The 22,161-nt window shown below is 59.1% G+C and carries 17 protein-coding genes; 14 read left to right on the top strand and 3 right to left on the bottom strand.

The annotated features are described in order from the left end of the window. Positions 1–80 precede the first annotated feature (80 nt). The 5 genes from BK670_RS29495 to BK670_RS09630 all read left to right on the top strand — a co-directional run bounded on the left by BK670_RS29495 (position 81) and on the right by BK670_RS09630 (position 9,979). Positions 81–1,946, top strand: coding sequence for a hypothetical protein (locus tag BK670_RS29495; RefSeq protein ID WP_148047014.1), 1,866 nt, complete (start codon positions 81–83; stop codon positions 1,944–1,946). A gap of 257 nt (positions 1,947–2,203) precedes the next feature. Then, complete coding sequence (locus tag BK670_RS09650; protein ID WP_185036756.1) at positions 2,204–3,886, top strand: hypothetical protein; 1,683 nt, start codon at positions 2,204–2,206, stop codon at positions 3,884–3,886. A 285-nt stretch (positions 3,887–4,171) separates the two neighbouring features. Then, complete coding sequence (locus tag BK670_RS09645) at positions 4,172–5,836, top strand: hypothetical protein (RefSeq protein ID WP_123449587.1); 1,665 nt, start codon at positions 4,172–4,174, stop codon at positions 5,834–5,836. A gap of 43 nt (positions 5,837–5,879) precedes the next feature. Further along, entirely contained in the window at positions 5,880–7,799 is a 1,920-nt protein-coding gene (locus tag BK670_RS29490; protein WP_148047012.1) for a hypothetical protein, read from the top strand. Positions 7,800–8,107: 308 nt separating this feature from the next. Further along, the gene (locus tag BK670_RS09630) at positions 8,108–9,979 is read left to right on the top strand and encodes a hypothetical protein (protein WP_148047011.1); all 1,872 of its coding nucleotides are present in this window, start codon (positions 8,108–8,110) and stop codon (positions 9,977–9,979) included. A 144-nt stretch (positions 9,980–10,123) separates the two neighbouring features. Here the strand turns inward: BK670_RS09630 and uraH are convergent, their stop codons facing one another. Further along, positions 10,124–10,477 (bottom strand): hydroxyisourate hydrolase, encoded by a 354-nt coding sequence (gene uraH, locus BK670_RS09625; RefSeq protein ID WP_008080901.1) that lies wholly within the window; start codon positions 10,475–10,477, stop codon positions 10,124–10,126. Between the two features lie 443 nt (positions 10,478–10,920). Between uraH and puuE the strand changes: the two genes are divergently transcribed. The 8 genes from puuE to BK670_RS09585 all read left to right on the top strand — a co-directional run bounded on the left by puuE (position 10,921) and on the right by BK670_RS09585 (position 19,075). Next, positions 10,921–11,847, top strand: a complete 927-nt coding sequence (gene puuE, locus BK670_RS09620; RefSeq protein ID WP_123449583.1) for an allantoinase PuuE — start codon at positions 10,921–10,923, stop codon at positions 11,845–11,847. Next, positions 11,844–12,359, top strand: coding sequence for a 2-oxo-4-hydroxy-4-carboxy-5-ureidoimidazoline decarboxylase (uraD, locus tag BK670_RS09615; RefSeq protein WP_123449582.1), 516 nt, complete (start codon positions 11,844–11,846; stop codon positions 12,357–12,359). Before puuE ends, uraD begins: the two co-directional genes overlap by 4 nt. An 87-nt stretch (positions 12,360–12,446) precedes the next feature. Then, on the top strand, positions 12,447–13,442 hold the full coding sequence (gene alc, locus BK670_RS09610) for an allantoicase (protein WP_007913974.1): 996 nt from the start codon (positions 12,447–12,449) through the stop codon (positions 13,440–13,442). Between the two features lie 120 nt (positions 13,443–13,562). Continuing rightward, positions 13,563–14,066, top strand: coding sequence for an ureidoglycolate lyase (locus BK670_RS09605; protein ID WP_108226901.1), 504 nt, complete (start codon positions 13,563–13,565; stop codon positions 14,064–14,066). A 51-nt stretch (positions 14,067–14,117) separates the two neighbouring features. After that, positions 14,118–15,431: a urate hydroxylase PuuD gene (locus BK670_RS09600; protein WP_123449581.1), complete on the top strand. Its 1,314-nt coding sequence runs from the start codon at positions 14,118–14,120 to the stop codon at positions 15,429–15,431. 166 nt (positions 15,432–15,597) lie between these two features. Further along, the gene (locus tag BK670_RS09595; RefSeq protein ID WP_123449580.1) at positions 15,598–16,956 is read left to right on the top strand and encodes a nucleobase:cation symporter-2 family protein; all 1,359 of its coding nucleotides are present in this window, start codon (positions 15,598–15,600) and stop codon (positions 16,954–16,956) included. A 163-nt stretch (positions 16,957–17,119) separates the two neighbouring features. Next, on the top strand, positions 17,120–17,905 hold the full coding sequence (locus BK670_RS09590; protein WP_064118622.1) for an outer membrane protein OmpK: 786 nt from the start codon (positions 17,120–17,122) through the stop codon (positions 17,903–17,905). 384 nt (positions 17,906–18,289) lie between these two features. Continuing rightward, a complete protein-coding gene (locus BK670_RS09585) occupies positions 18,290–19,075 on the top strand; it encodes an outer membrane protein OmpK (protein WP_123449579.1) in 786 nt (261 codons plus the stop codon). An 88-nt stretch (positions 19,076–19,163) separates the two neighbouring features. On the opposite strand, the gene BK670_RS09580 is transcribed toward BK670_RS09585, so the two are convergent. Together BK670_RS09580 and BK670_RS09575 are read right to left on the bottom strand one after the other, a co-directional pair. Further along, complete coding sequence (locus BK670_RS09580; RefSeq protein WP_123449578.1) at positions 19,164–20,321, bottom strand: patatin-like phospholipase family protein; 1,158 nt, start codon at positions 20,319–20,321, stop codon at positions 19,164–19,166. Between the two features lie 35 nt (positions 20,322–20,356). After that, complete coding sequence (locus tag BK670_RS09575) at positions 20,357–21,289, bottom strand: lipid A biosynthesis lauroyl acyltransferase (protein WP_123449577.1); 933 nt, start codon at positions 21,287–21,289, stop codon at positions 20,357–20,359. A 117-nt stretch (positions 21,290–21,406) separates the two neighbouring features. Between BK670_RS09575 and minC the strand changes: the two genes are divergently transcribed. Continuing rightward, positions 21,407–22,144 carry a septum site-determining protein MinC gene (minC, locus tag BK670_RS09570; protein ID WP_123449576.1) on the top strand — a complete coding sequence of 246 codons (738 nt, stop codon included), beginning with the start codon at positions 21,407–21,409 and terminating at the stop codon, positions 22,142–22,144. Positions 22,145–22,161 lie beyond the last annotated feature (17 nt).

Raw genomic sequence — 22,161 nt, 5'->3', positions numbered from 1 at the left:
GGGGCTGGCAGCGCGTGCGTCTGGCGAATGCGAACAGATCACCTCTTTATTTATAAACGCCTATCAACAGGATGTTGTTCATGGCCAAGTCACCCAAAAAAATCCCTGGTTCTGCCGGTACCGATAAACCCGCGACAGCAAGCCTCCCCGACGCAGATCCCCTCACGAGTCCTCTTCAGACAGCCGGCCCGTCCACCCAACGACTGTCTGGCGATCCGGCAGTCTTCGCGCATTTACCGAATGTGCAGAGCGACTCTGATTTGAACCGACCCGGCGTGATCGTGAGCGACATGCCGCATCAGGCCGTCGAATCGGCGAAAAGCGAAATCGCCTGGCCGAGCGGTCGTTATGCGGAGCTGACCCCTTTTGGAGGCGCGGAAAGCGGACTGTTCAAGGGGCCGGATTCGCGGATATACGCAGAAATAGGCACGGAAGGCCGCTTTCAGGTCGAGCAGAATGTCCAGGGTATCTACCACGTACCGCTTTCCTTCGCCCCCGGGGTTCCCGGCCCGGTCCTGGCGAAAATCGCAGGCCAGCCACGCTGGCGTATTGAACGTCCCGGCTGGCAATCCACGCCGCCCCCGTCCGAAGCCCAGCCGGCCCCACGTTCGCCGGCTTACCTTGCCCCTCAATTGGCTGCTTTGCTGGAGCCGACAATTTCGCCAGACGGAATCCGTTACGACAAACACAAAAAAGCCTACGTCGAAATGGAAAAGGGGATGGTCCTGGTGGGCAAGAACCGCGAAGGGAACTATCAGGAAATATCCGCCAGCGAACGATCATATTCCGGTGTCGAGGTGGAGATGATTCCGGGCACGACACTCTGGCGCCGAAAAGTCCAGGTCCGACCGATTGAACAGCCTCCCTCGCCATCAGGCCTTCGTCCCACTGTTGAGTCAGACCAGGCCCAGCCTGGCCCAAGCAAGCGACCACGGCTAGACGAAGGCCCGAATCCGGCCCGCTCAGGCCCCGCTGATGCGGATCAGACACCGTATTTCTGGTTGCCGTGGGGGCATTTGAACCCACCGGCATCAGGAGAGTCGGTGCAGTTGGGCTGGCTTCATTATTCGATCGTGCCGATCGGCATGACCCCCAACCGTCCACCCAAAGTGTACTTCCTGCAGCACCCGGAGTTCGCTCCGGCATATTTCGATGCCTTTGAACAAATGCTGCGCGACGCGCCTCACTTGCAGCCGGTTGCAACATTTCGCATCGGCCATGAGCCCGGAGAGGCGCGACCGGGCAAACGCTTCTTCGAGAAGCCGTTGTCGCAATCGGTCGCCGAGACCTTTGTGGATTTTTCCGCCTTCACTTCACGGGCCGTCGCCAGAAAGCTGTTCGAATTGTCGGACTACCCGCCCGCCATCACGGCCACCGGACTCATCAACATCCAGGCTGTGTTGCATCGATGGAACAACAAACCCTTCCCCACGGTGCCCGCATTTGCCGACCCGATTAACCTGTTGCCGGTCGCTTCCACCAGCGAAATCGCCGGCAGGAAAATCATCAAACTGCTGCCGCAGGTCGAGGGTGAACTGCAAAGGCTCACCTTCGATCCGCAGCATTTCGCGTTCGAATGGCGGCACTACGCGGCTGATCCGTCTGACTACAACCTGCGGCGCCTGTTCGGCGCCCTGCTGATCCGCAGCGGCTATGACATTTTCCCGCTGACCCACGATCATCGCAGACCGGCTCTGGTGTTCAAACGTACAGATCACGAAACGGTGTTCTTCCTGAAACTGGGGGTGATCAAACAGGAAGCACTGGTGCTTAACACCTTGCCGGGCACCGAGTTGGCCGATCCCGACCTTGCCGCACGCATTGGCAGTGACGCCTACCTCGCGCTGACCAGCGCCGAGGCACAAAATAATCTGGTGTGGTTGATCGGCGGCGTGCTGAAGACCGAGTCGGCCGCCGATTCGGTGTTCATTCTCAGAGAGCGTTGAAAACCGCCGGGGAACCCTTGTTATTGCGCATCGAGGGTTGCCGCGACGGCACGCATGCTCTTCGATATCACTGAAATGCCTTGCATCATCTGACCGCAAAGCAAGACATATATACCGCACACCCTGGCTGTCGATTACCGAACATAAGTGCTCTTGAAACCCGCCGCGCGATTTCAGAATCGTTGCGGCGCACGTTCACCTGATCATTCTGGAGCGTCCGGTGAAACCGTCGGATGCTGCTTTATCGGAGCACTTCAATGGCTAAGCCGCCCAAGAAAATTCCCGCTGCAACGTCAACCGACACATCGCTGTCCCCGCCCCGACCGGAGACCTCGGCGGATACTCGCACCGACACGGGACTGTCTGTCCCCGGCTCAGAAGGCGGGAGTCCAACCCCGGGCTCCTCTTCCTCGATGATCCCGCCCGAAGTGCCCGGCCAGCGTCCAAGCGTCATCGTCAACACCCTGCCCGATCCGCGGCCCCATTCACTTGTCCGACCTGCGCAACCGGCCCAGGGAGCAGCGGACGCGACGCCGCCGAAGGCAAGCGCTATGGATGTGCCCGACAACGTCAACATTGCACCTGAACTGGCGGCCCTGCTGAAAAATACCCCGCCCACGCCGGAAGGTTTTCGTCACGACAAGCGTGGTGCGTCGTATATCACGATGGAGGACGGCACGCTCTGGCTGGTACGCAGACAATCCGAGGGGCATTACCGGCAAGCCTCGGCCCACGACCGAAACTGGCTTGGCGCTGAAGTTGAAAAGATTCCCGCCAGCCCACTCTGGCGACGAGTGGAGCCGACGGCCACGTCGGCAGAACGTCCGCTGGCAGATCTCGAGCGGCCGCCTGTTGAAACCATCGAAGTGGTAGCAGGGCCGAGCAAACGGCCGCGCCACGAACAGGCAGACACGGCTCCTGCCGACGCATTGATGGAATCGTTGATCTCGCGACAGCCGAATGTCATGGATCTGTCCGCCGGTCCTTGGAAAAACTGGGGGAAAACGAACAAACCGGAACATGGCGATTCGATTGAAATAGACGGCGCCCACTTCTCGATTGTCTCCACGGGCGGTCACCCCCAAACCGGCCTGGTTTACGTGCAACATCCGCGGTTTTCGCCCGACGACTACGACGGGTTTGAACACATGCTGATCAATGAGCCTTCACATCAACCGAAGTGGGCGATCCAGCGCAACGGCCAATGGCACGTCGTGGAAAACCATTTGCCGTTCGAGATGCCGATGACGCAGTACGTCTCCAGCGCCTTCAAATATTTGTCGGAGCATACCGAGCGCACCCTCGCACGTGGAGTATTCGACCACAGCAGAAAATCCAGAGCCCTCGACAACCACGCGTTGTCGATGATGGTTTTGACCTTGCGTCACTGGCACGACCGCATCAATAACGAAGCGCCGACTACACACAACCTGCTCGACCCGTTGATGCTGTTGCCCAGACTGTCGGCACAGCCCGACTCCCTGTATCCCGGCGGCCTCCTTTCCCTGCCCTCGTCTACCGCGCGTACATTTGAGCGAGTCGATTTCGATCCGCAGAAGTTTCCCGGTGAATGGGCCGAATACGTAGCGTCACCCACCCCTGCCAATCTGCGCAACGTATTCGGCACGCTCCTGCGAAACAACGGCTACACGGTCAATCCGTCCTCGCGCCTATTGCAGGAAGGAGCATTGATCTTTCACCGCGAGGGCATCGCTGCCGTGTTCGTGCTGAAACTGCCGCGAATCACTGGTAACTCGATTCCTCGTCCCACATTGCCAGGTGCCGAAATCTACGGTTCCGAGTTCCAGAACAGGCTGACCGTCGCGGCCCAGCGCGAGTTGAAAGCTCAGCTGACACAAAAACAGGTCATCTATCTGGTGGGCGGCGTGCAACAAACCGAACCAGGCAAAAAAAGCGTCTTCATCGTCAGAGAAGGCTGACAGCCGCTCTCAACCCAATCAACCCATGGAGCACCAAGGATGGTGAAACCACCCAAGCCAATTCCGTTAAGCACCCCACCCGACTCTCCGTCGCCCCCGACGAGACCGGGAGCAAATCAATCAGCGGGCACCCGTTCCGGCACCAACACTCCCGATCTCGCGGCCAGGCAGACTGCCTCCACACCAGACGCGTCGGCGGATGTCGCACCAGACGCGATCGGGCGTTTGCCATCGGTGGTGATCGAAGCAGCGCCTGAGTCGATTGCCGGGTTGCTGGAGAGCAATATGAATTCCATCACCTGGCCTGCAGCCAATGCTCATTTGTTGCACGCAATCGGCAATGGCCTGTTTCACAGCCCCCAAGGTGGCACGTATGCGCAGGTCATCGGCGAAGGTTACCTGCAAGTGGAGCGTCAACCGGATGGGCGATATCGAGTGTTCTGGCCGCCGTCTCTGGGGGAGCCCGGCCCGTTTCTGCAACAGATCGACGGTCAGCCCTTCTGGCGGCCCGCTTCGGTTGACCGGGCGATGCTCCCCGCCGAGACCAATCGGGCCAGAGCAGGCGCATCCGGCGGTGAATTCCCCGGGCACCTCACGGCAGACCAGGCCACCTGGCGAACAAGAAATGCCCAGGCCAGCCCGGACGGCCTGCGTCACGACAAACGCGGAGCGACTTATGTCGAGATGGAAGACGGCACACTCTGTCTGGTGCGCTGGCAACCCGAGGGGCATTACCGGCAGGCCTCCGCCCACGAACGCAACTGGCTTGGCGCAGACGTTGAACAGATCCCGGGCACCGGACAATGGCGGATAAAAGCGCCGCAGTCATCATCGCAACATGACGTGCCGCACCCCGTGCAGGAACAGTCCGCGGTTGAGGCCGACCAGCGTGCGCCCGCCGCCGGCAAACGTCCCCGCCTGGCAGAAGAGCCAGTACCGGACGAGACAGGGTCATTGTTCGGACCGGCACCCGATGCCAGACCGCTGGCACCGGCCACTTCTGCCGGACACTGGCGGCACTGGGGGAGAAGCTTCAAGCCCGAATGGCACGATTCCATAGAAATAGACGCTCAGCACTACGTGATCGTGCCACAACGCGTACTGCCAGACACGACCCTGGTCTTTCTTGAACATCCACTGTTCAGTCCGGGTCGATACGACGCGTTCGAGCAGATGCTCAAGAACAATCCATCACTGCAACCAAAGTGGGCCATCAGGAAAGATGGCAGATGGATTGTGGTGGAGCAGCCATCATTCGCAAAATCGCTGACTCAGTCTGTAGCCACCTCTTTCAAGTACCTGGCGGATCACTCCCTGAGCGCCATCGCCAGAGCATCGTTCAACGAGGCCAACCACAGTGAAGTGATCAACGGTGACGGACTGCGCGTGTTGTTCGACACGTTCTATCACTGGGAAAACCGGACCCTTGCTGTCGCCTCCAGACGTGAACTCGCTGACCCGCTGATGATGCTTCCCGTGCTGCCAGCCCAACCCGCCGCCCATCTCGATGGACAGACACTGTTGCTGCCCTCGCCCTTTGCAACGGGCCTTGAACGCATCGACTTCGATACCCGGATGTTCGAACAACGATGGCGTGAGGCCGTGCAAGCCCCCGGCTCCAGCCTGCGCACATTATTCAGCGAGATTCTGCAGCACAACGGTTATGACGTGGATCGCACCAGCCGACTGTTCAGCGAGGACGCCTTGCTGTTTCGGCGCAGCACTCTGGATGTGGTGTTCGTCCTGCGTCTGCGCCCTAGCGCCCCGGACGGAAGAGTGCAACGCAGGAGCGATCCTGGCGATGAACTGCTGGCGCCGACACTCAGAGCCCGCCTGGCGCAATCCAGATGGCGGCAACTGCTCGAACCCGACAAGGTCGTTTACCTGGTCGGTGGCACGCAAACCGTCTCTGCGCAGCAGACGCTTATGTTCATCGTCAGAGAAGGTTGAGCGCCATGTCCATCCAAAACCACCCCCATCGAGAATGACCTGCATGGCCAAACCACCGAAAAAAATCCCGGGTATCGCGGTAGCCGATTCCACCACGGGCCCCCGCTCACCAGCGGCGGAGTCGCCCGAAATCAATCCCGTGCCTGGTGTGGCTATCGACACCGTCAGGCTCGGTGAACACCACACTGGCCACCTGACAATCAATGGGCCGACCGGCGAATCGACATCACCACCGTCAGTGCTGGTGAGTGACCTGCCTGCCTCGCGCCCGTTATCACCGAATGCCGCGTTGCGCTCGCTCACCTGGCCCGCTGAACGCCTGCATTTGTTGATTCCCCTGGATATCGACAGTGGCCTGTTCATCAGCGCCGATGGCAGGATTTACGCCGCTGTCGAGAATGAAGGCCATTTGCAGGTCGAGCGCCAACCCGATGGTCGCTATCAGATTCCCTTCGATTTTTCCCCCGGAATACCCGGCCCGTTCGTCAACAAAATCAGGGACCAACCATTATGGCGTTACGAAATCCCGGCCTGGCTGATGGAGGATTCGGGTAGACGAACACCTTTAACAGCCTCGCCCGCAGTGATGACAGGCCACACGCCGACGTACCTGGCTTCGCATCTGGCGGCCCGGCTTTCTCTGGCAACGGACTCGCCCGATGCGATCCGATATGACCGCAATCGAAAAACCTATGTCGATACCGCCGAAGGCACCGTCATGGTGGGTAAAAATGACGACGGCGCGTATCAGCAGACCTCCGCCACAGACCGCAAGCCGTCAGGCGCATTTCTGGAACGGATACCCGGAACTCCCTACTGGCGGCCTAAAACACCGCAAACCTCTACTCGCCAGGACAATACACAGCAGGGCAGGCGCCGACCTGCGACGCCGAGCGATCCGGCTCCGGGTCCCGCTAAACGTTCATTCATGGGTGATGACGCAGACAGTAAAAGTGATGCACAGGCACTCGCCCGGAGCCTGATTTCGTCCAGCGTTGGCGCGTTTGATCTGTCACCGGGGGCATGGCGCGACTGGGGCAGGACCACCCCTTGGCCGTTGGCAACGCACATTGAAATCGACAACCTTTACTACCAGGTCGTCACTCAGAACCTGATCGCCGACACCACCATGGCCTATATGAAACACCCGCGGTTTTCACCGGATCTGTATGACAATTTCAAGCGCATGCTTGTCACTGAACCCGCATTGCAGCCTCGGTGGGTGGTCAAGATCAATGATCGGTGGAGCGTTCCGGGCCAGCGCTTGCCGTTCGAGATGCCACTGAGTCAATACATCGCGACCCATTTCAAATATCTCACCGAGGAATCAACCGATTCCCTCGCCAGAGCCATGTTCAATCAGGCCAACAGATCCGAAATCATCAACGGACATGGTCTGGCGGTATTGAATCAGACGTTGCGCTTCTGGGCCGACCGGACGAACAACAAGGTACGACGACAGGATATCGCCGAGCCACTTTGCCTGTTACGCACACTCCCGCCACTGGATCCGGCCCAACGGTCGTCGTCGCTTCCTTCCTCGTTGGGTGACGGTTTGCAGCGACTGGATTTCGATCCCGGACAATTTGCTCAGCTCTGGATCGATCATGCCGTGCTGCCGGCAGCACCTGAACTGCGCAATCTGTTCAGCGCCGTACTGACGAAAAACGGCTACAGCCTCGTCCCTGCAACGCTCAGCACGGGTGAAAACACGCTGCTGTTTTACCGGGAAAAGATCAACAGCCTGTTTGTATTGAATTTCCCTCCGGTCAGCGGCCAGCAGTTACAGCGCAACCCATCGCCCGGTGTTGACTGGAGCGATACCGACCTGCAGATCCGTATCGGCGAGAAACAGCAAACTTTGGCTACCTATAAAGAGGAACAGAGACTGATCTATCTATTGGGTGGCATTGATAAACGGACACAACATCTGGCAACGCTGTTTATTGTCAGGGAGGGCTGAGTCTTTCCACGACAACTGCAACCAACCACATCGAAACACTTGAATTCAGCGCAATTGCAATTCGATTTCAGCGAAATAACCCAACGTCGCAAGGCGACGATGGCCGTTTGCTGTCTGCGGGACGACTGTTACAGGCACCCGGCAACAAACACAGCAAGGCCCATAGTCCGAGAACATTTAACGATCAATTACTTAGAGATATGCCAATGACTAAACCACCCAAGCCCCCGACGGGCAATCGAATTCCTGATACTTCTACGACCACCCGACCGGCGCAGGATCAGAGGTCAATCCATCCGAACAACCCCATGACTGGCCCGTTGATTGACCTGCTTCCCGAAAGCTCCCCTCCCGCCACTTCAGGGAGGGATACAGTGCCGCAAGTAATAGTGACCTACATTACCGATCCAGTGACCAACGAACTCAATGCGAAACTCAGGGAGATTTCCTGGCCCGCCTTACAAAGTCATCTGCTGCAACCCCATGCTTCCGTGGACGGTTTGTTCTTCAGTCCCGAAGGCCATCTATATGCGCATCTTGGCGAAGGTGGTTATTACCGCGCCGAACAAAACATCAATGGCGACTTGCAGATTCCCTGGCCTGCTGCACCGGGTGTGACGCCCCCCTTGCTGAAAAAAATCGATGGCCAGCCACGCTGGCGTCTCGAGGCAGACTGGTATACGCGCCCCTTAACGTCTGAAACCCGGTTACCGCCAGTACAGGCACCGGCGCCCCCCTCACAGACATCGCTCTTTCTGCCCCCGCACCTGGCAGCCCTGCTGACAAGTGATCCGGACACCACAACCGGAATTCGTCACGACAAGCACAAAAACGCCTACGTCAACATGGCAGAAGGCACTGCCATGGTTCGCCGCAACAATAACGGCCAGTTTGAACTGGCGTGGGCCGGGCAGCGCCCGACGGGTGATCTCGTCGAGCAAATACCGGGCACTCTGCTTTGGCGCCGTAAGGCCGGGGATGCGCGGCAACCGGATCATCGCCAACCTGCCACGACCTCCGATGAGCCGACGGCCGGACCAAGCAAACGGCCACGTCTGGAAGCTGAACCGGACACTACCGGGCCGTCGGTTCCTGTTCTGCCTGCCGTGGACTGGCATACCTGGGGAAGCGCTACGAAACCACTCGCCGGGAACTCCATCGAGATCGACGGACAACACTATCCAATCGTTCCTCAATCGGGGCATGCCACTGACAACCTGGTCTTCATCACACACCCACGGTTTTCCGCCGAAGACTTCGACGCGTTCGAACAGGTGCTACGCGCCACCCCGCAGTTGCAGCCAAAGGGCACAGTGAAGTTGAGGGAAAAATGGGGACTACCGGTCAACGACAAATGGGAAGTCATCGCCGGCCTTCCATTTAAAAACACCCTCACGCAATACGTTAACGATACGTTCCCGTATATGGCCGACCATTCGGCGAATGCCGTGGCCCGTGCCATGTTCAATCGCGCCAATCGCGCCGACACGCTCCATGAATACGCGCCGGATACACTCCCGCACTTGCCGAACGAGTCGGCGCTTGGCGTCGCCCGGACCCTACAACATCACGCCAATCGCGCCGCAACGCTCAATGGTTACGGGCTGAACGATTTGTTTGAAACCTTTCAGTACTGGGCAATCAGGTCGCAGAACCGACGGGATGAAAAAATCGGCCGACATGATCTGGTGGACCCGTTATTGTTCCTGCCTTCGCTTTCCAGAGCTGGCGGGGGCCACATTCCCAAACCATCAGGGTTCGCCGAAGGCCTGCAATGTATTGACTTCGATTTACAGCGCGTGCCGCTGCATTTGCGCGAGAGTCACGAAGTTCGCGGCAGAAAACTGCGAACACTGTTCCAGCACATCCTGACGGAACAGGGTTATCAGGTCTCCCATAGCTTTCGAGACTCGACGACCCAGCAAGATGCGTTGATGTTTCAACGGCAAGGTGTCGACCTCGTATTCATCCTGCGTTTCCCGATCTTGAAGCAGGGCAATTATCCGGATCTGGATACCAAGAACTGGCTGCGAACCAAAGCTCTGGTCAACAAACATGAGCCTTCCGACAAGGTACTGTTGAACACAGCACTCGCCGAAAACAAAATCGTCTACTTGATGGGCGGTCTGGAAACAGAAGCGTCGGGCCAATCCCGTCTTTTTGTTCTGCGACACAAATAAATATCGCGCCAGGTTGAAGCTTTCAGCCTGGCCACATCGGCCGTCAGCCTGACACAGCCGAAAAAAAGCCCGCAGTGTGAGCGGGCGAAAGACCAAAGAAGCTATATGCGCAGTCGCTTCCCGGTGGGGGCAGCTGCTTGGGGGTCAGCTGCCCCGGTACGTGGAATAGCTGTAAGGCGAGATCAGCAGTGGCACGTGGTAGTGATCCTGTTCGGCAGAGATGCCGAAACGCAGCACCACCACATCGAGAAATGCCGGTTCCGGCAGTTGCACGCCACGGGCGCGGTAGTAATCGCCGGCGTGGAACTGCACCTGATAGACCCCGGTGCGGTAGTCATCGCCTTGCAGCAGCGGCGCATCGACCCGGCCATCGCTGTTGGTAACCGCACTGGCGACCAATTCCAGCTGCGATCCTTCAACGCGGTACAGCTCGACCTTGATCGAACTGCCCGGGCAACCGTGTGCAGCGTCCAAAACGTGTGTTGTCAAACGTCCCATTGATTCTGCGCGCCTGCCTGCGTGGAAGCAGTCAGACCTCGCGCCTCCCGAAGTCAGATAAAAAGGAGACCGCACCGATTCGGAGCACGAAAAGCTGCGGCGAGCGACTGATTAAGACACTTTTCAAAAAAATTGTACACAATAAAAACGACATTTTTCATATCACCCCCGCCATTCGGGGGTTTCCTCGCGTTCTGTCAGCAACACGCCTATTCATTGCACCTCCCATCCATTAGCTGACTGGTCAGGCAGGTTTCTTGCAGGCTCACGCCAATAGCAGCAAAAGATGACAGTCGGTGAAAAATGCGAAAATTCAGGCTTACAAATTGAGAATAAAGTTGTATACAATCAGCCCATCGCTGTGACGCCAGCCTGTTAACTCACCGCCAGGCCGCCACAAAATCCCGACTTTGAAACAGTCATGAATAAGAAGGAAGACTGCAGTGAGCGCTGACTACCCACGCGACCTGATCGGTTACGGCAGTAACCCTCCTCACCCACACTGGCCGGGCAATGCCCGCATCGCCCTGTCTTTCGTACTCAATTACGAAGAAGGTGGCGAGCGCAATATCCTGCACGGCGACAAAGAGTCCGAAGCCTTCCTCTCCGAAATGGTTGCCGCTCAGCCGCTGCAAGGCGCGCGCAACATGAGCATGGAATCGCTTTACGAGTATGGCAGCCGCGCCGGGGTCTGGCGGATTCTGAAACTGTTCAAGGAATTCGACATTCCGCTGACCATTTTCGCCGTAGCGATGGCCGCCCAGCGCCACCCGGATGTGATCCGCGCGATGGTCGAAGCCGGCCACGAGATCTGCAGCCACGGCTACCGCTGGATCGACTACCAGTACATGGACGAAGCGCAGGAACGCGAGCACATGCTCGAAGCGATCCGCGTCCTCACCGAAATCACCGGCGAGCGCCCATTGGGCTGGTACACCGGTCGCACCGGGCCGAACACCCGTCGTCTGGTGATGGAAGAAGGTGGTTTCCTCTACGACTGCGACACCTACGACGACGACCTGCCTTACTGGGAACCGAACAACCCGACCGGCAAGCCGCATCTGGTGATCCCGTACACCCTCGACACCAACGACATGCGCTTCACCCAGGTGCAGGGTTTCAACAAGGGGGACGATTTCTTCGAATACCTCAAAGATGCGTTCGACGTGCTCTACGCCGAAGGTGCCGAAGCGCCGAAAATGCTCTCGATCGGTCTGCACTGCCGCTTGATCGGCCGTCCGGGTCGCCTCGCTTCGCTCAAGCGCTTTATCGAATACGCCAAAAGTCATGAACAGGTGTGGTTCAGCCGTCGCGTCGACATCGCGCGTCACTGGCACGAAACCCACCCGTACCAAGGGGCCGCCCAATGAGCCGCTTTCAAACCCTGCAACCGTCGAGCCTGAGCCGCGACGCTTTCGTCAACGCTTTCGCCGACATCTATGAACATTCGCCATGGGTGGCCGAGAAGGCCTACGACCTGGGCGCGGACGCTTCGATCGACGAGATCGAAACCCTGCACCAGCGCATGAGCGACATCCTGTTGAGCGCCGATCACGCCAGCCAGCTTGCGCTGATCAACGCTCACCCGGACCTGGCCGGCAAAGCCGCCGTCCAGGGCCAATTGACCGAAGCCAGCACCAATGAACAGGCGGGCGCCGGTATTCACCAATGCACGGCCGAAGAGTTCCAGCGCTTCACCGAGCTGAACGACGCCTACAAAGCCAAGTTCAAGTTTCCCTTCATCATGGCGGTAAAAGGCAGCAACCGGCATCAGATCCTCGCGGCGTTCGAAACGCGCATTCACAACTCGGTCGATACCGAGTTCAAATGCGCGCTGGCGGAGATCAACAAGATTGCCCTGTTCCGTTTACTGACCCTATAGCGAGCCTGACCCGAGTACATCAAACGCGGAGAGTACCCAGGGTCTTGCAAGCATCCCCAGCCACTTATTTAAAGGCAGACAAGAAGAATGAAAGCTTACGCCGTACCTTTCGAAAAATTCGTCAACCTGGCCGATGCCCGTCTGGGCACCAAAATCATCTCGGTCACCGATGACTGGTTCGCAGACGCCAATCGTCTGTTTCAACCGACCCCGGCCGTATGGAAGGAGGGCGTGTTCGACGACAACGGCAAGTGGATGGACGGCTGGGAATCGCGCCGCAAGCGCTTCGAAGGCTTCGACAGCGCCGTAATCCGTCTGGGCGTACCGGGCTCGATCAAAGGCGTGGACATCGACACTTCATTCTTCACCGGCAACTTCCCGCCATCGGCCTCTCTGGAAGCGTGCTTCCTGGCCTCGGGCGAGCCTGATGAAAACACTCAGTGGACTGAAGTGCTGTCGGCCGTCGAGCTGCAGGGCAACAGCCACCACTACCACGAAATCAGCAACGACCAGGCGTTCAGCCACCTGCGCTTCAACATCTACCCGGACGGTGGTGTCGCCCGTCTGCGCGTGTACGGCATTCCGTTCCGCGACTGGTCGGCGGTTGGCGACAACGAGCAAGTCGATCTGGCAGCGGCCCTGAATGGTGGCCGCGCCCTCGCCTGCTCCGACGAACACTTCGGCCGCATGAGCAACATCCTCAACCCGGGCCGTGGCATCAACATGGGCGACGGCTGGGAAACGGCACGTCGTCGCACCCCGGGCAATGACTGGGTCATCGTCGCGCTGGGTCATCCGGGCGAGATCGAGAAGATCGTCGTCGACACCCTGCACTTCAAAGGCAACTACCCGGACACCTGCTCGATCCAGGGCGCGTTCGTCAAGGGCGGTACTGACAGCCAGATCGAAACCCAGTCGTTGTTCTGGCGCGAACTGCTGCCGAGCCAGAAGCTGGAAATGCACGCCGAACACACCTTCGTCGAGCAGATCAAGGCGCTGGGCCCGATCACCCACATCCGCCTGAACGTGTTCCCGGACGGTGGTGTGAGTCGCCTGCGCGTTTTGGGCAAGGTCGCTAAATAAGCGCTGAAACCATTCGCGAGCAGGCTCGCTCCCACATTTAGAATGCAATCCCCTGTGGGAGCGAGCCTGCTCGCGAAGGCGTCAGAACAGTCAACACAGAATTCGGATAAGAAGAACAGCATGCGCACACTACAGATTGAACCGCTGAGCAAAGAAGCCTTCGCCCCTTTCGGTGACGTGATCGAAACCGACGGCAGCGATCACTTCATGATCAACAACGGTTCGACCATGCGCTTCCATAAACTGGCGACGGTCGAAACCGCTCAGCCTGAGGACAACGCGATCATCAGCATTTTCCGCGCCGACGCGCAGGACATGCCGCTGACCGTTTGCATGCTGGAACGCCATCCGCTGGGCAGCCAGGCTTTCATTCCGCTGCTCGGCAACCCCTTTCTGATCGTGGTCGCGCCAGTTGGCGATGAACCTGTATCAGGCTTGGTCCGCGCCTTCGTCACCAACGGCAGGCAGGGCATTAATTACCATCGCGGCGTCTGGCACCACCCGGTGCTGACGATCGAAAAGCGGGATGACTTCCTGGTGGTTGATCGCAGTGGCACAGGCAATAACTGCGATGAGCATTTTTTCAAAGAGGATGAGCGTTTGATCCTCGCCCCCCACCAATAAGAGAAGGTCTGATCACTCGACAACAAGAGTGACAGGCGAGAGGTAAAGACTGTGGAAGCACATCTGTTGGAATGGCTGAACCTGAGCGTGCGCTGGGTTCACATGATCACTGGCGTGGCCTGGATCGGCGCGTCGTTCTACTTCGTCTGGCTGGAGAACAACCTCAACCGCGTCAACCCGAAAACCGGCCTGGCCGGTGACCTGTGGGCGATCCACGGTGGCGGTATCTATCACCTCGAAAAATACAAACTGGCCCCGCCGGCCATGCCGGAGAACCTGCACTGGTTCAAATGGGAAGCCTACTTCACCTGGATGTCGGGTATCGCGCTGCTGTGCGTGGTGTTCTACTCCAATCCAACGCTCTACCTGCTGGCTCCGGGCAGCACCCTGAGCGGCCCTGAAGGCGTGGCCATCGGTATCGGCTCGCTGTTCCTCGGCTGGTTCATCTACTCCTTCCTGTGCGACTCGGCGCTGGGCAAACGCCCTGCTCTGCTCGGCTTCATTCTGTTCGTGCTGATCATTGGCGCGGCGTATGGCTTCAGCAAAGTGTTCAGCGGTCGTGGTGCGTACCTGCACGTCGGCGCGATCATCGGCACCATCATGGTCGGTAACGTGTTCCGCATCATCATGCCGGCGCAACGTGCACTGGTCGCGGCGATTGCCGAGAACCGTACGCCGGATCCGGCGTTGCCAGCCAAGGGTCTGTTGCGTTCGCGTCATAACAACTACTTCACCCTGCCGGTGCTGTTCATCATGATCAGCAACCACTTCCCGAGCACGTATGGCAGCCAGTACAACTGGTTGATCCTGGCCGGGATCGCGGTGTTGGCGGTGTTGGTGCGTCACTACTTCAACACCCGTCACGACAGCCACAAGTTTGCCTGGACCCTGCCGGTTGCGGCGGTGGGCATGATCAGTCTGGCGTACGTCACCGGCCCGATGCCGATGTCGACCGCGCCGGAAGTGGCCAAGGCTCCGGCAAAAATCGAGTACCAACCGTTGCCGGAAACGGCGCTGGGCGGTGGTGCGAAACCGGCTGAAGCGGCGGCACCTGCCGCACCCGCAGAAGCACCTGCTGCACCGGCACAGGCGTCCAACGCTGGCCCGGGTTTCGACAAAGTGCACAACGTGATTCAAGAACGTTGCACGGTTTGCCACTCGGCGAAACCGACCAGCCCGCTGTTCAGCGCCGCCCCGGCCGGTGTGATGCTCGACACCCCTGAGCAGATCCGCCAGAACGCGGCGCGCATCCAGGCGCAAGCCATCACCACGCAGATCATGCCACTGGGCAACATCACACAGATGACCCAGCAGGAACGTGACCTGATCGGTGCATGGATCGCCCAGGGAGCACAGACCAACTAAGCAACAAAGCTTCGCGAGCAGGCTCGCTCCCACAGAGATCGCGCATTTCCTGTGGGAGCGAGCCTGCTCGCGAATCGCCTTAACGCGGTTTACCTGATGCAAAGAAACAGCTGTGAGCAACCCGGCAGCTGTTCAATCACAAGAATAAAAAGATCCGAGGTGTTGCATGTCCGAGCTGTCCAAAGCGCGCATCCCCGACGCACCCGCCATTCAGCGATTGCCCCTTTTGCAACTGATCCTGGTCGGTTTGCAACATGTTCTGCTGATGTACGGTGGTGCCATCGCGGTGCCGCTGATCATTGGACAGGCCGCTGGCCTGAGTCGTGAAGAAATCGCCTTCCTGATCAACGCCGACCTGCTGGTCGCCGGCATCGCCACCATCGTGCAGTCCTTAGGGATAGGCCCGATGGGCATTCGCATGCCGGTGATGATGGGCGCCAGTTTTGCTGCCGTCGGCAGCATGGTCGCCATGGCCGGCATGCCCGGTATAGGCCTGCAAGGCATCTTCGGTGCGACGATCGCCGCCGGTTTCTTCGGCATGCTCATCGCGCCGTTCATGTCCAAGGTCGTACGCTTCTTCCCGCCGCTGGTGACCGGCACGGTCATCACCTCGATCGGTTTGTCGCTCTTCCCCGTGGCCGTGAACTGGGCCGGTGGCGGCGCCGCTGCTGCGCAATTCGGCTCACCGATTTATCTGGCCATCGCCGCCTTGGTGCTGGGCACCATTCTGTTGGTTCACCGTTTCATGCGCGGTTTCTGGGTGAATATTTCCGTGCTGATCGGCATGTGCCTGGGCTACCTGCTGTGCGGTGCGATCGGTATGGTCGATCTGAGCGGCATGGCCAATGCGCCCTGGGTTCAGTTCGTCACCCCGCTGCATTTCGGCATGCCGAAATTCGAACTGGCACCGATCCTGTCGATGTGCCTGGTGGTGGTAATCATCTTCGTAGAATCCACCGGGATGTTCCTCGCCCTGGGCAAGATCACCGGCCAGGAAGTCTGCCCGCGCATGCTGCGTCGCGGCTTGCTGTGCGATGCCGGCGCGTCGTTCTTCGCCGGTTTCTTCAACACCTTCACCCACTCCTCGTTCGCGCAGAACATCGGTCTGGTGCAAATGACCGGCGTGCGTTGCCGCTCGGTAACCATCGTTGCCGGTGGCCTGCTGATCGTCCTGAGCCTGCTGCCGAAAGCGGCGTTTCTGGTGGCGTCGATTCCACCGGCGGTATTGGGCGGCGCAGCGATTGCGATGTTCGGCATGGTCGCCGCGACCGGGATCAAGATTCTCCAGGAAGCCGACATCGGTGACCGCCGCAACCAGTTGCTGGTCGCGGTGAGCATCGGCATGGGCCTGATTCCGGTGGTGCGTCCGGAGTTCTTCGCGCACCTGCCGCTGTGGATGAGCCCGATTACCCACAGCGGCATCGCCATGGCAACACTCAGCGCACTGACGCTGAACCTGTTGTTCAACATTCTCGGCGGCAAAGAGCGCGCAGCGATCAACGACTGCCACGCGCACCAGCATTAACGAAGTCACCACAAAACCTTGTGGGAGCGAGCCTGCTCGCGAAAGCGGTGTGTCATTCAACAGTGATGGCGACTGACACGCCCTCTTCGCGAGCAGGCTCGCTCCCACAGGGGGCAAGCAACCGCTCTGCGCCTCAAACAATAAAAACAAGAGGGAGCAACAGATGATTCGCACGCAAACCAACGTTCTGTTGAGTGGCGGCCTGCTGGCCGCGAGTCAGGCCATGGCCGGCGATTTGCTGCTGTGGCAAACCAACAGCCTCAGCTACCTGTACGGCAAGAACTTCGCGATCAACCCGTCGATCCAGCAGACGCTCACCTTCGAGCACGCCGACAAGTGGAAGTACGGCGATAACTTCCTGTTCGTCGACAAGATCTTCTACAACGGCAAGGAAGACGCGAACAAAGGCCCGCATGCGTTCTACGGTGAATTCACCCCGCGCTTCTCGTTCGGCAAGATCTTCGACCAGAAACTCGAGTTCGGCCCGATCAAAGACGTCCTGCTCGCCATGACTTACGAGTACGGCGAAGGCGACAGCGAGGCCTACCTGATCGGCCCCGGCTTCGACCTCAAGGTGCCGGGCTTCAACTACGTCACCCTGAACATCTTCCGCCGCCAGACCGAAGGCCCACGTCCCGGCGACGGCGTCTGGCAGATCACCCCCGGCTGGTCCTATAGCTTTCCCCTGGGCAATTCCGATGTGCTGATCGACGGCTACCTCGACTGGGTGGTCGACAACGATGAGAACTCGCGCGGCACCTACCACGCCAACCTGCACATCAATCCGCAGATCAAATATGACCTCGGCAAAGCTTTGGGCTGGAGCCAGAAGCAACTGTATGTCGGCACCGAATACAGCTATTGGAAAAACAAATACGGCGTCGAAAACACGCACAACTTCGACACCAATCAGAACACCGCCAGCCTGCTGGTGAAGGTGCACTTTTAAGATGGCCCGCAACCGTGCCCCATACTTGTCGTCGGTGCTCTGTTGCGGGGCACTTGAGAGCTGGCCGAGGAGTCAGTATTCTCCGCGACCTCTTGAATTCGGTCTAAAAAAAAGCCCGGATTTAATTCCTGACCGAAAAGCCAACTTATCCCGGCCCCGGTCAGTACCGAGGCATCCCGAAAACACGCTCAATCGACTGTTTTTAAGCAGCCGAGAGGGCGTTTTTTTGCTTTTCGAAAGCCTTGGCCCAGCTCTTGCTATATCGCTTGCCACAAGCAGCAAAGCTGACCGATTGGATGATTTTTGCAGCAACGAAAAAAGGCGCCACACCAGAGCGCCGATCTTAAAAAAACAACGTGGAACACCTACTTTGGGAGCAACCGAATGAAACGTATGTGCACCAGCCTGATGCTCGCGGGATCGATGTTGGCCGGCGGTCAGGCCATGGCCGAAGGCCTGCTGCAATGGCAGAACAACAGCCTGACCTACCTCTATGGCAAAGACTTCCAGGTCAACCCGCGCATCCAGCAGACCGTCACCTTCGAACACGCCGATGCGTGGAAGTACGGGGATAACTTCCTGTTCGTCGACAAGATCTTTTACAACGGCAAGCCTGATAGCGGCGTCGGCAACAACACCTATTACGGCGAGTTCAGCCCGCGCCTGTCGCTGGGCAAGATCCTCGACCAGAAGATCGAATTCGGTCCGATCAAAGACGTGCTGCTGGCGATGACCTATGAGTTCGGTGAAGGCGACGTCGAGTCGTATCTGATCGGTCCTGGTTTCGACCTGGCCATCCCGGGCTTCGACTACTTCCAGTTGAACTTCTACCAGCGCCACACCGAAGGCCCGCGTGCGGGTGACAATGTCTGGCAGATCACCCCGGTGTGGTCGTACACCATTCCGGTCGGCGACTCGAACATACTGATCGACGGTTTCATGGACTGGGTCAGCGACAACGACGTCAACAAAAAGGGCGAGTACCACGCCAACCTGCACTTCAACCCACAGATCAAATATGACCTGGGCAAGGCGCTGCGTCTGGGTGAGAAGCAGTTGTATGTCGGTGTTGAATACGACTACTGGAAAGACAAGTACGGCATCGACGATACCGGTGCGTTCAAGACCAATCAGAGCAACACCAGCTTCCTGGTGAAGTACCACTTCTGATAAAAATCAAAAGATCGCAGGCTTCGCCAGCTCCTACAGGGATAGCGCATTCTAATGTAGGAGCTGCCGAAGGCTGCGATCTTTTGCTTTAAAATGGCAATCCCAAAAACCGGCACAGCTCCTCGCGCTTGGCCAGCGCATCGCGCCGCCCCAGATCGATCAACTCGCTGCAATACCCCGCCTCGAACAGCAGATAACTCAACACCCCTGCCCCACTGGTCTTGGTCGCCCCCGGCCCGCGCAAGAACAAGCGCAACGCCGCCGGCAACTCCTGGCGATGCCGCGCCGCGATTTCATCGATCGGCTGACTCGGCGAGATCACCAGCACCTCCACCGGCGCCACACCCAACTCACGCGTCGGTGTGCCGGCGGGCATCAAGTGGCTGAACTGGTTGAGACGCTGAAGTAACTCGATGTCGCTCTCCAGACTGTCAATGAACGTGCTGTTGAGCATGTGCCCGCCAATCTGCGCCAGCGTCGGTTGTTGCCCGGTGTAGGCGCGTTCCAGCGGCTGCTGCGGATCGAACCCGCGCGGGTTGCCACTGACGCCCACCACCAGCACTCGGCTCGCGCCCAGGTGCAATGCCGGGCTGATCGGCGCCGATTGCCGCACCGCGCCGTCGCCAAAATATTCATCGCCGAGTTTGACCGGCGCGAACAGCAACGGGATCGCCGAACTGGCGAGCAGGTGCTCCACCGTCAGTTCCGTCGGCACGCCAATGCGCCGGTGACGCAACCAGGCATCGATCGTGCCGCCCCCCTGATAGAACGTCACTGCTTGCCCCGACTCATAGCCGAACGCCGTCACCGCCACCGCATGCAATTGCTTGCGGGCGATGGATTCGGCGATGCCGGGCATGTGCAGTTTTTCTTCGAGCAAGTCGCGCAGTGGCGAACTGTTGAGCAGCGCCACCGGCAGTTGCCGACCGAGGCCGAGCAGGCTGTGGCTGACAAAGCGGCTGGCCTGACGGATAACCCCGGGCCAGTCACTGCGCAGCACGCGATGGCTGCGAAAGCCCTGCCAGAACAAGGTCAGACGTTCGATCGCAGCGCGAAAGTCCGTGGCGCCACTGGCGAGGCTGACCGCGTTAATCGCCCCGGCCGATGTGCCGACGATCACCGGAAACGGATTGTCCGCGCCAATCGGCAGCAATTCGGCAATCGCCGCCAGCACCCCCACCTGATACGCCGCCCGAGCCCCGCCGCCGGAAAGAATCAAACCTGTGACCGGTTCAGCTGGGCTCATCGCAACACTCCATGGTGCTTAAAAGGATGGGTGAATCAACCGCGTTTGGCGTAAAGCTTCGGCTCGCCCGGTGGACGGCTCTTAAAGCGCCGATGCGCCCACAGGTACTGCTCGGGACAGGCACGCAAGGCGCTCTCGACCCACTGATTGATGCGAATGCAGTCGGCTTCTTCGGTTTCGCCGGGGAAATCTTCCAGCGGCGGATGAATCACCAAGCGATAACCGCTGCCATCGGCCAGACGTTCCTGTGTGAACGGCACCACCAGCGCCTTGCCCAGACGGGCAAATTTCGTCGTCGCCGTCACGGTCGCCGCCTGAATGCCGAACAGTGGCACGAAGATGCTCTGCTTGGCGCCGTAATCCTGATCCGGTGCGTACCAGATCGCGCGACCGGAGCGCAGCAGTTTGAGCATGCCGCGCACGTCGTCACGCTCCACTGCCAGCGAATCGAGATTGTGCCGCTCGCGACCGCGACGCTGGACGAAGTCGAACAACGGGTTTTTGTGTTCGCGGTACATGCCATCAATCGTGTGCTGCTGACCGAGCAACGCCGCGCCGATTTCCAGCGTGGTGAAATGCGCCGCCATCAGGATCACGCCTTTGCCTTCGCGCTGGGCCTTTTGCAAGTGCTCCAGGCCCTCAACGTGGGCCAGCCTGGCCAGACGCTCGCGCGACCACCACCAGCTCATGGCCATTTCGAAAAAGGCGATACCGGTGGAGGCGAAATTCTCCTTGAGCAGGCGTTTGCGCTCGGCGGCGGATTTTTCCGGGAAGCACAGTTCAAGATTGCGCTTGGCAATGCGCCGCCGGTCGCCGGCCACGCGATACATCAACGCGCCCAAAACGCGACCGATGGTCAGCAAGGCCGGATACGGCAACTGGACGATCAGCCACAAAAGCCCCAGACCGCACCAGAGCGGCCAGAAGCGTGGCGATAAAAAGGCTGTTCGAAAACGCGGGCGATCCATTAAAGCTTCCGTAAATACAGTGGCCGCGCATTCTACATCGTTCGACCCGGCTTGCGGCTCGCGGGCGTTCTCGTTATAAGTCTCGGCACTTTTAGTGACAAGCCGTTGTATGCCGACATGAGCCAAACCGAACCGTTAGACCAAGATCCCGTATTCCAGCTCAAGGGCAGCATGCTGGCCATTACTGTGCTGGAACTGGCCCGTAACGACCTCGAAAGCCTCGATCGGCAATTGGCCGCCAAAGTCGCCCAGGCGCCGAACTTCTTCAGCAACGCGCCGCTGGTTCTGGCGCTGGACAAACTGCCGCCGAGCGAAGGCGCCGTCGATCTGCCGGGCCTGATGCGTGTGTGCCGTCAACATGGCCTGCGCACCCTGGCGATTCGCGCCAGCCGTATCGAAGACATCGCCGCCGCCATCGCCATCGACATTCCGGTGCTGCCACCGTCGGGCGCCCGTGAGCGGCCGCTGGAAGCCCCGGAACCGGAAGTCAAAAAGAAACCGGAAAAGCCGCCAGAGCCGACCATCAAACCGACCCGCATCATCACGACGCCAGTACGTGGTGGCCAACAGATATATGCCCAGGGTGGCGATCTGGTCGTGGTGTCTTCGGTCAGTCCGGGGGCGGAACTTCTCGCCGATGGCAACATCCATGTATACGGCCCGATGCGTGGCCGTGCGCTGGCCGGCGTGAAGGGTGATACCAAGGCACGGATTTTCTGTCAGCAATTGAGCGCTGAACTGATCTCCATCGCCGGCCATTACAAGGTTTCCGAAGATTTGCGCCGCGATCCACTGTGGGGCTCCGGCGTACAGGTCAGCCTGTCGGCCGACGTGTTGAACATCATTCGGCTTTAACGGATACTGCCGCATTT

Origin of the sequence: Pseudomonas fluorescens, from assembly GCF_003732425.1 — a bacterium.
Taxonomy (GTDB): domain Bacteria; phylum Pseudomonadota; class Gammaproteobacteria; order Pseudomonadales; family Pseudomonadaceae; genus Aquipseudomonas; species Aquipseudomonas fluorescens_BE.
Note: the sequence above shows the minus strand (reverse complement) of the source record. Positions and strands in the feature narration are given on the sequence as shown.

What these genes read in the sequence shown, in the direction of transcription:
- BK670_RS29495 (WP_148047014.1), top strand. Translation starts at nt 81, where the DNA reads ATGGCCAAGTCACCCAAAAAAATCCCTGGTTCTGCCGGTACCGATAAA.
- BK670_RS09650 (WP_185036756.1), top strand. Translation starts at nt 2,204, where the DNA reads ATGGCTAAGCCGCCCAAGAAAATTCCCGCTGCAACGTCAACCGACACA.
- BK670_RS09645 (WP_123449587.1), top strand. Translation starts at nt 4,172, where the DNA reads ATGAATTCCATCACCTGGCCTGCAGCCAATGCTCATTTGTTGCACGCA.
- BK670_RS29490 (WP_148047012.1), top strand. Translation starts at nt 5,880, where the DNA reads ATGGCCAAACCACCGAAAAAAATCCCGGGTATCGCGGTAGCCGATTCC.
- BK670_RS09630 (WP_148047011.1), top strand. Translation starts at nt 8,108, where the DNA reads ATGACTGGCCCGTTGATTGACCTGCTTCCCGAAAGCTCCCCTCCCGCC.
- uraH (WP_008080901.1), bottom strand. Translation starts at nt 10,477, where the DNA reads ATGGGACGTTTGACAACACACGTTTTGGACGCTGCACACGGTTGCCCG.
- uraD (WP_123449582.1), top strand. Translation starts at nt 11,844, where the DNA reads ATGAGCCGCTTTCAAACCCTGCAACCGTCGAGCCTGAGCCGCGACGCT.
- alc (WP_007913974.1), top strand. Translation starts at nt 12,447, where the DNA reads ATGAAAGCTTACGCCGTACCTTTCGAAAAATTCGTCAACCTGGCCGAT.
- BK670_RS09605 (WP_108226901.1), top strand. Translation starts at nt 13,563, where the DNA reads ATGCGCACACTACAGATTGAACCGCTGAGCAAAGAAGCCTTCGCCCCT.
- BK670_RS09595 (WP_123449580.1), top strand. Translation starts at nt 15,598, where the DNA reads ATGTCCGAGCTGTCCAAAGCGCGCATCCCCGACGCACCCGCCATTCAG.
- BK670_RS09590 (WP_064118622.1), top strand. Translation starts at nt 17,120, where the DNA reads ATGATTCGCACGCAAACCAACGTTCTGTTGAGTGGCGGCCTGCTGGCC.
- BK670_RS09585 (WP_123449579.1), top strand. Translation starts at nt 18,290, where the DNA reads ATGAAACGTATGTGCACCAGCCTGATGCTCGCGGGATCGATGTTGGCC.
- BK670_RS09580 (WP_123449578.1), bottom strand. Translation starts at nt 20,321, where the DNA reads ATGAGCCCAGCTGAACCGGTCACAGGTTTGATTCTTTCCGGCGGCGGG.
- BK670_RS09575 (WP_123449577.1), bottom strand. Translation starts at nt 21,289, where the DNA reads ATGGATCGCCCGCGTTTTCGAACAGCCTTTTTATCGCCACGCTTCTGG.
- minC (WP_123449576.1), top strand. Translation starts at nt 21,407, where the DNA reads ATGAGCCAAACCGAACCGTTAGACCAAGATCCCGTATTCCAGCTCAAG.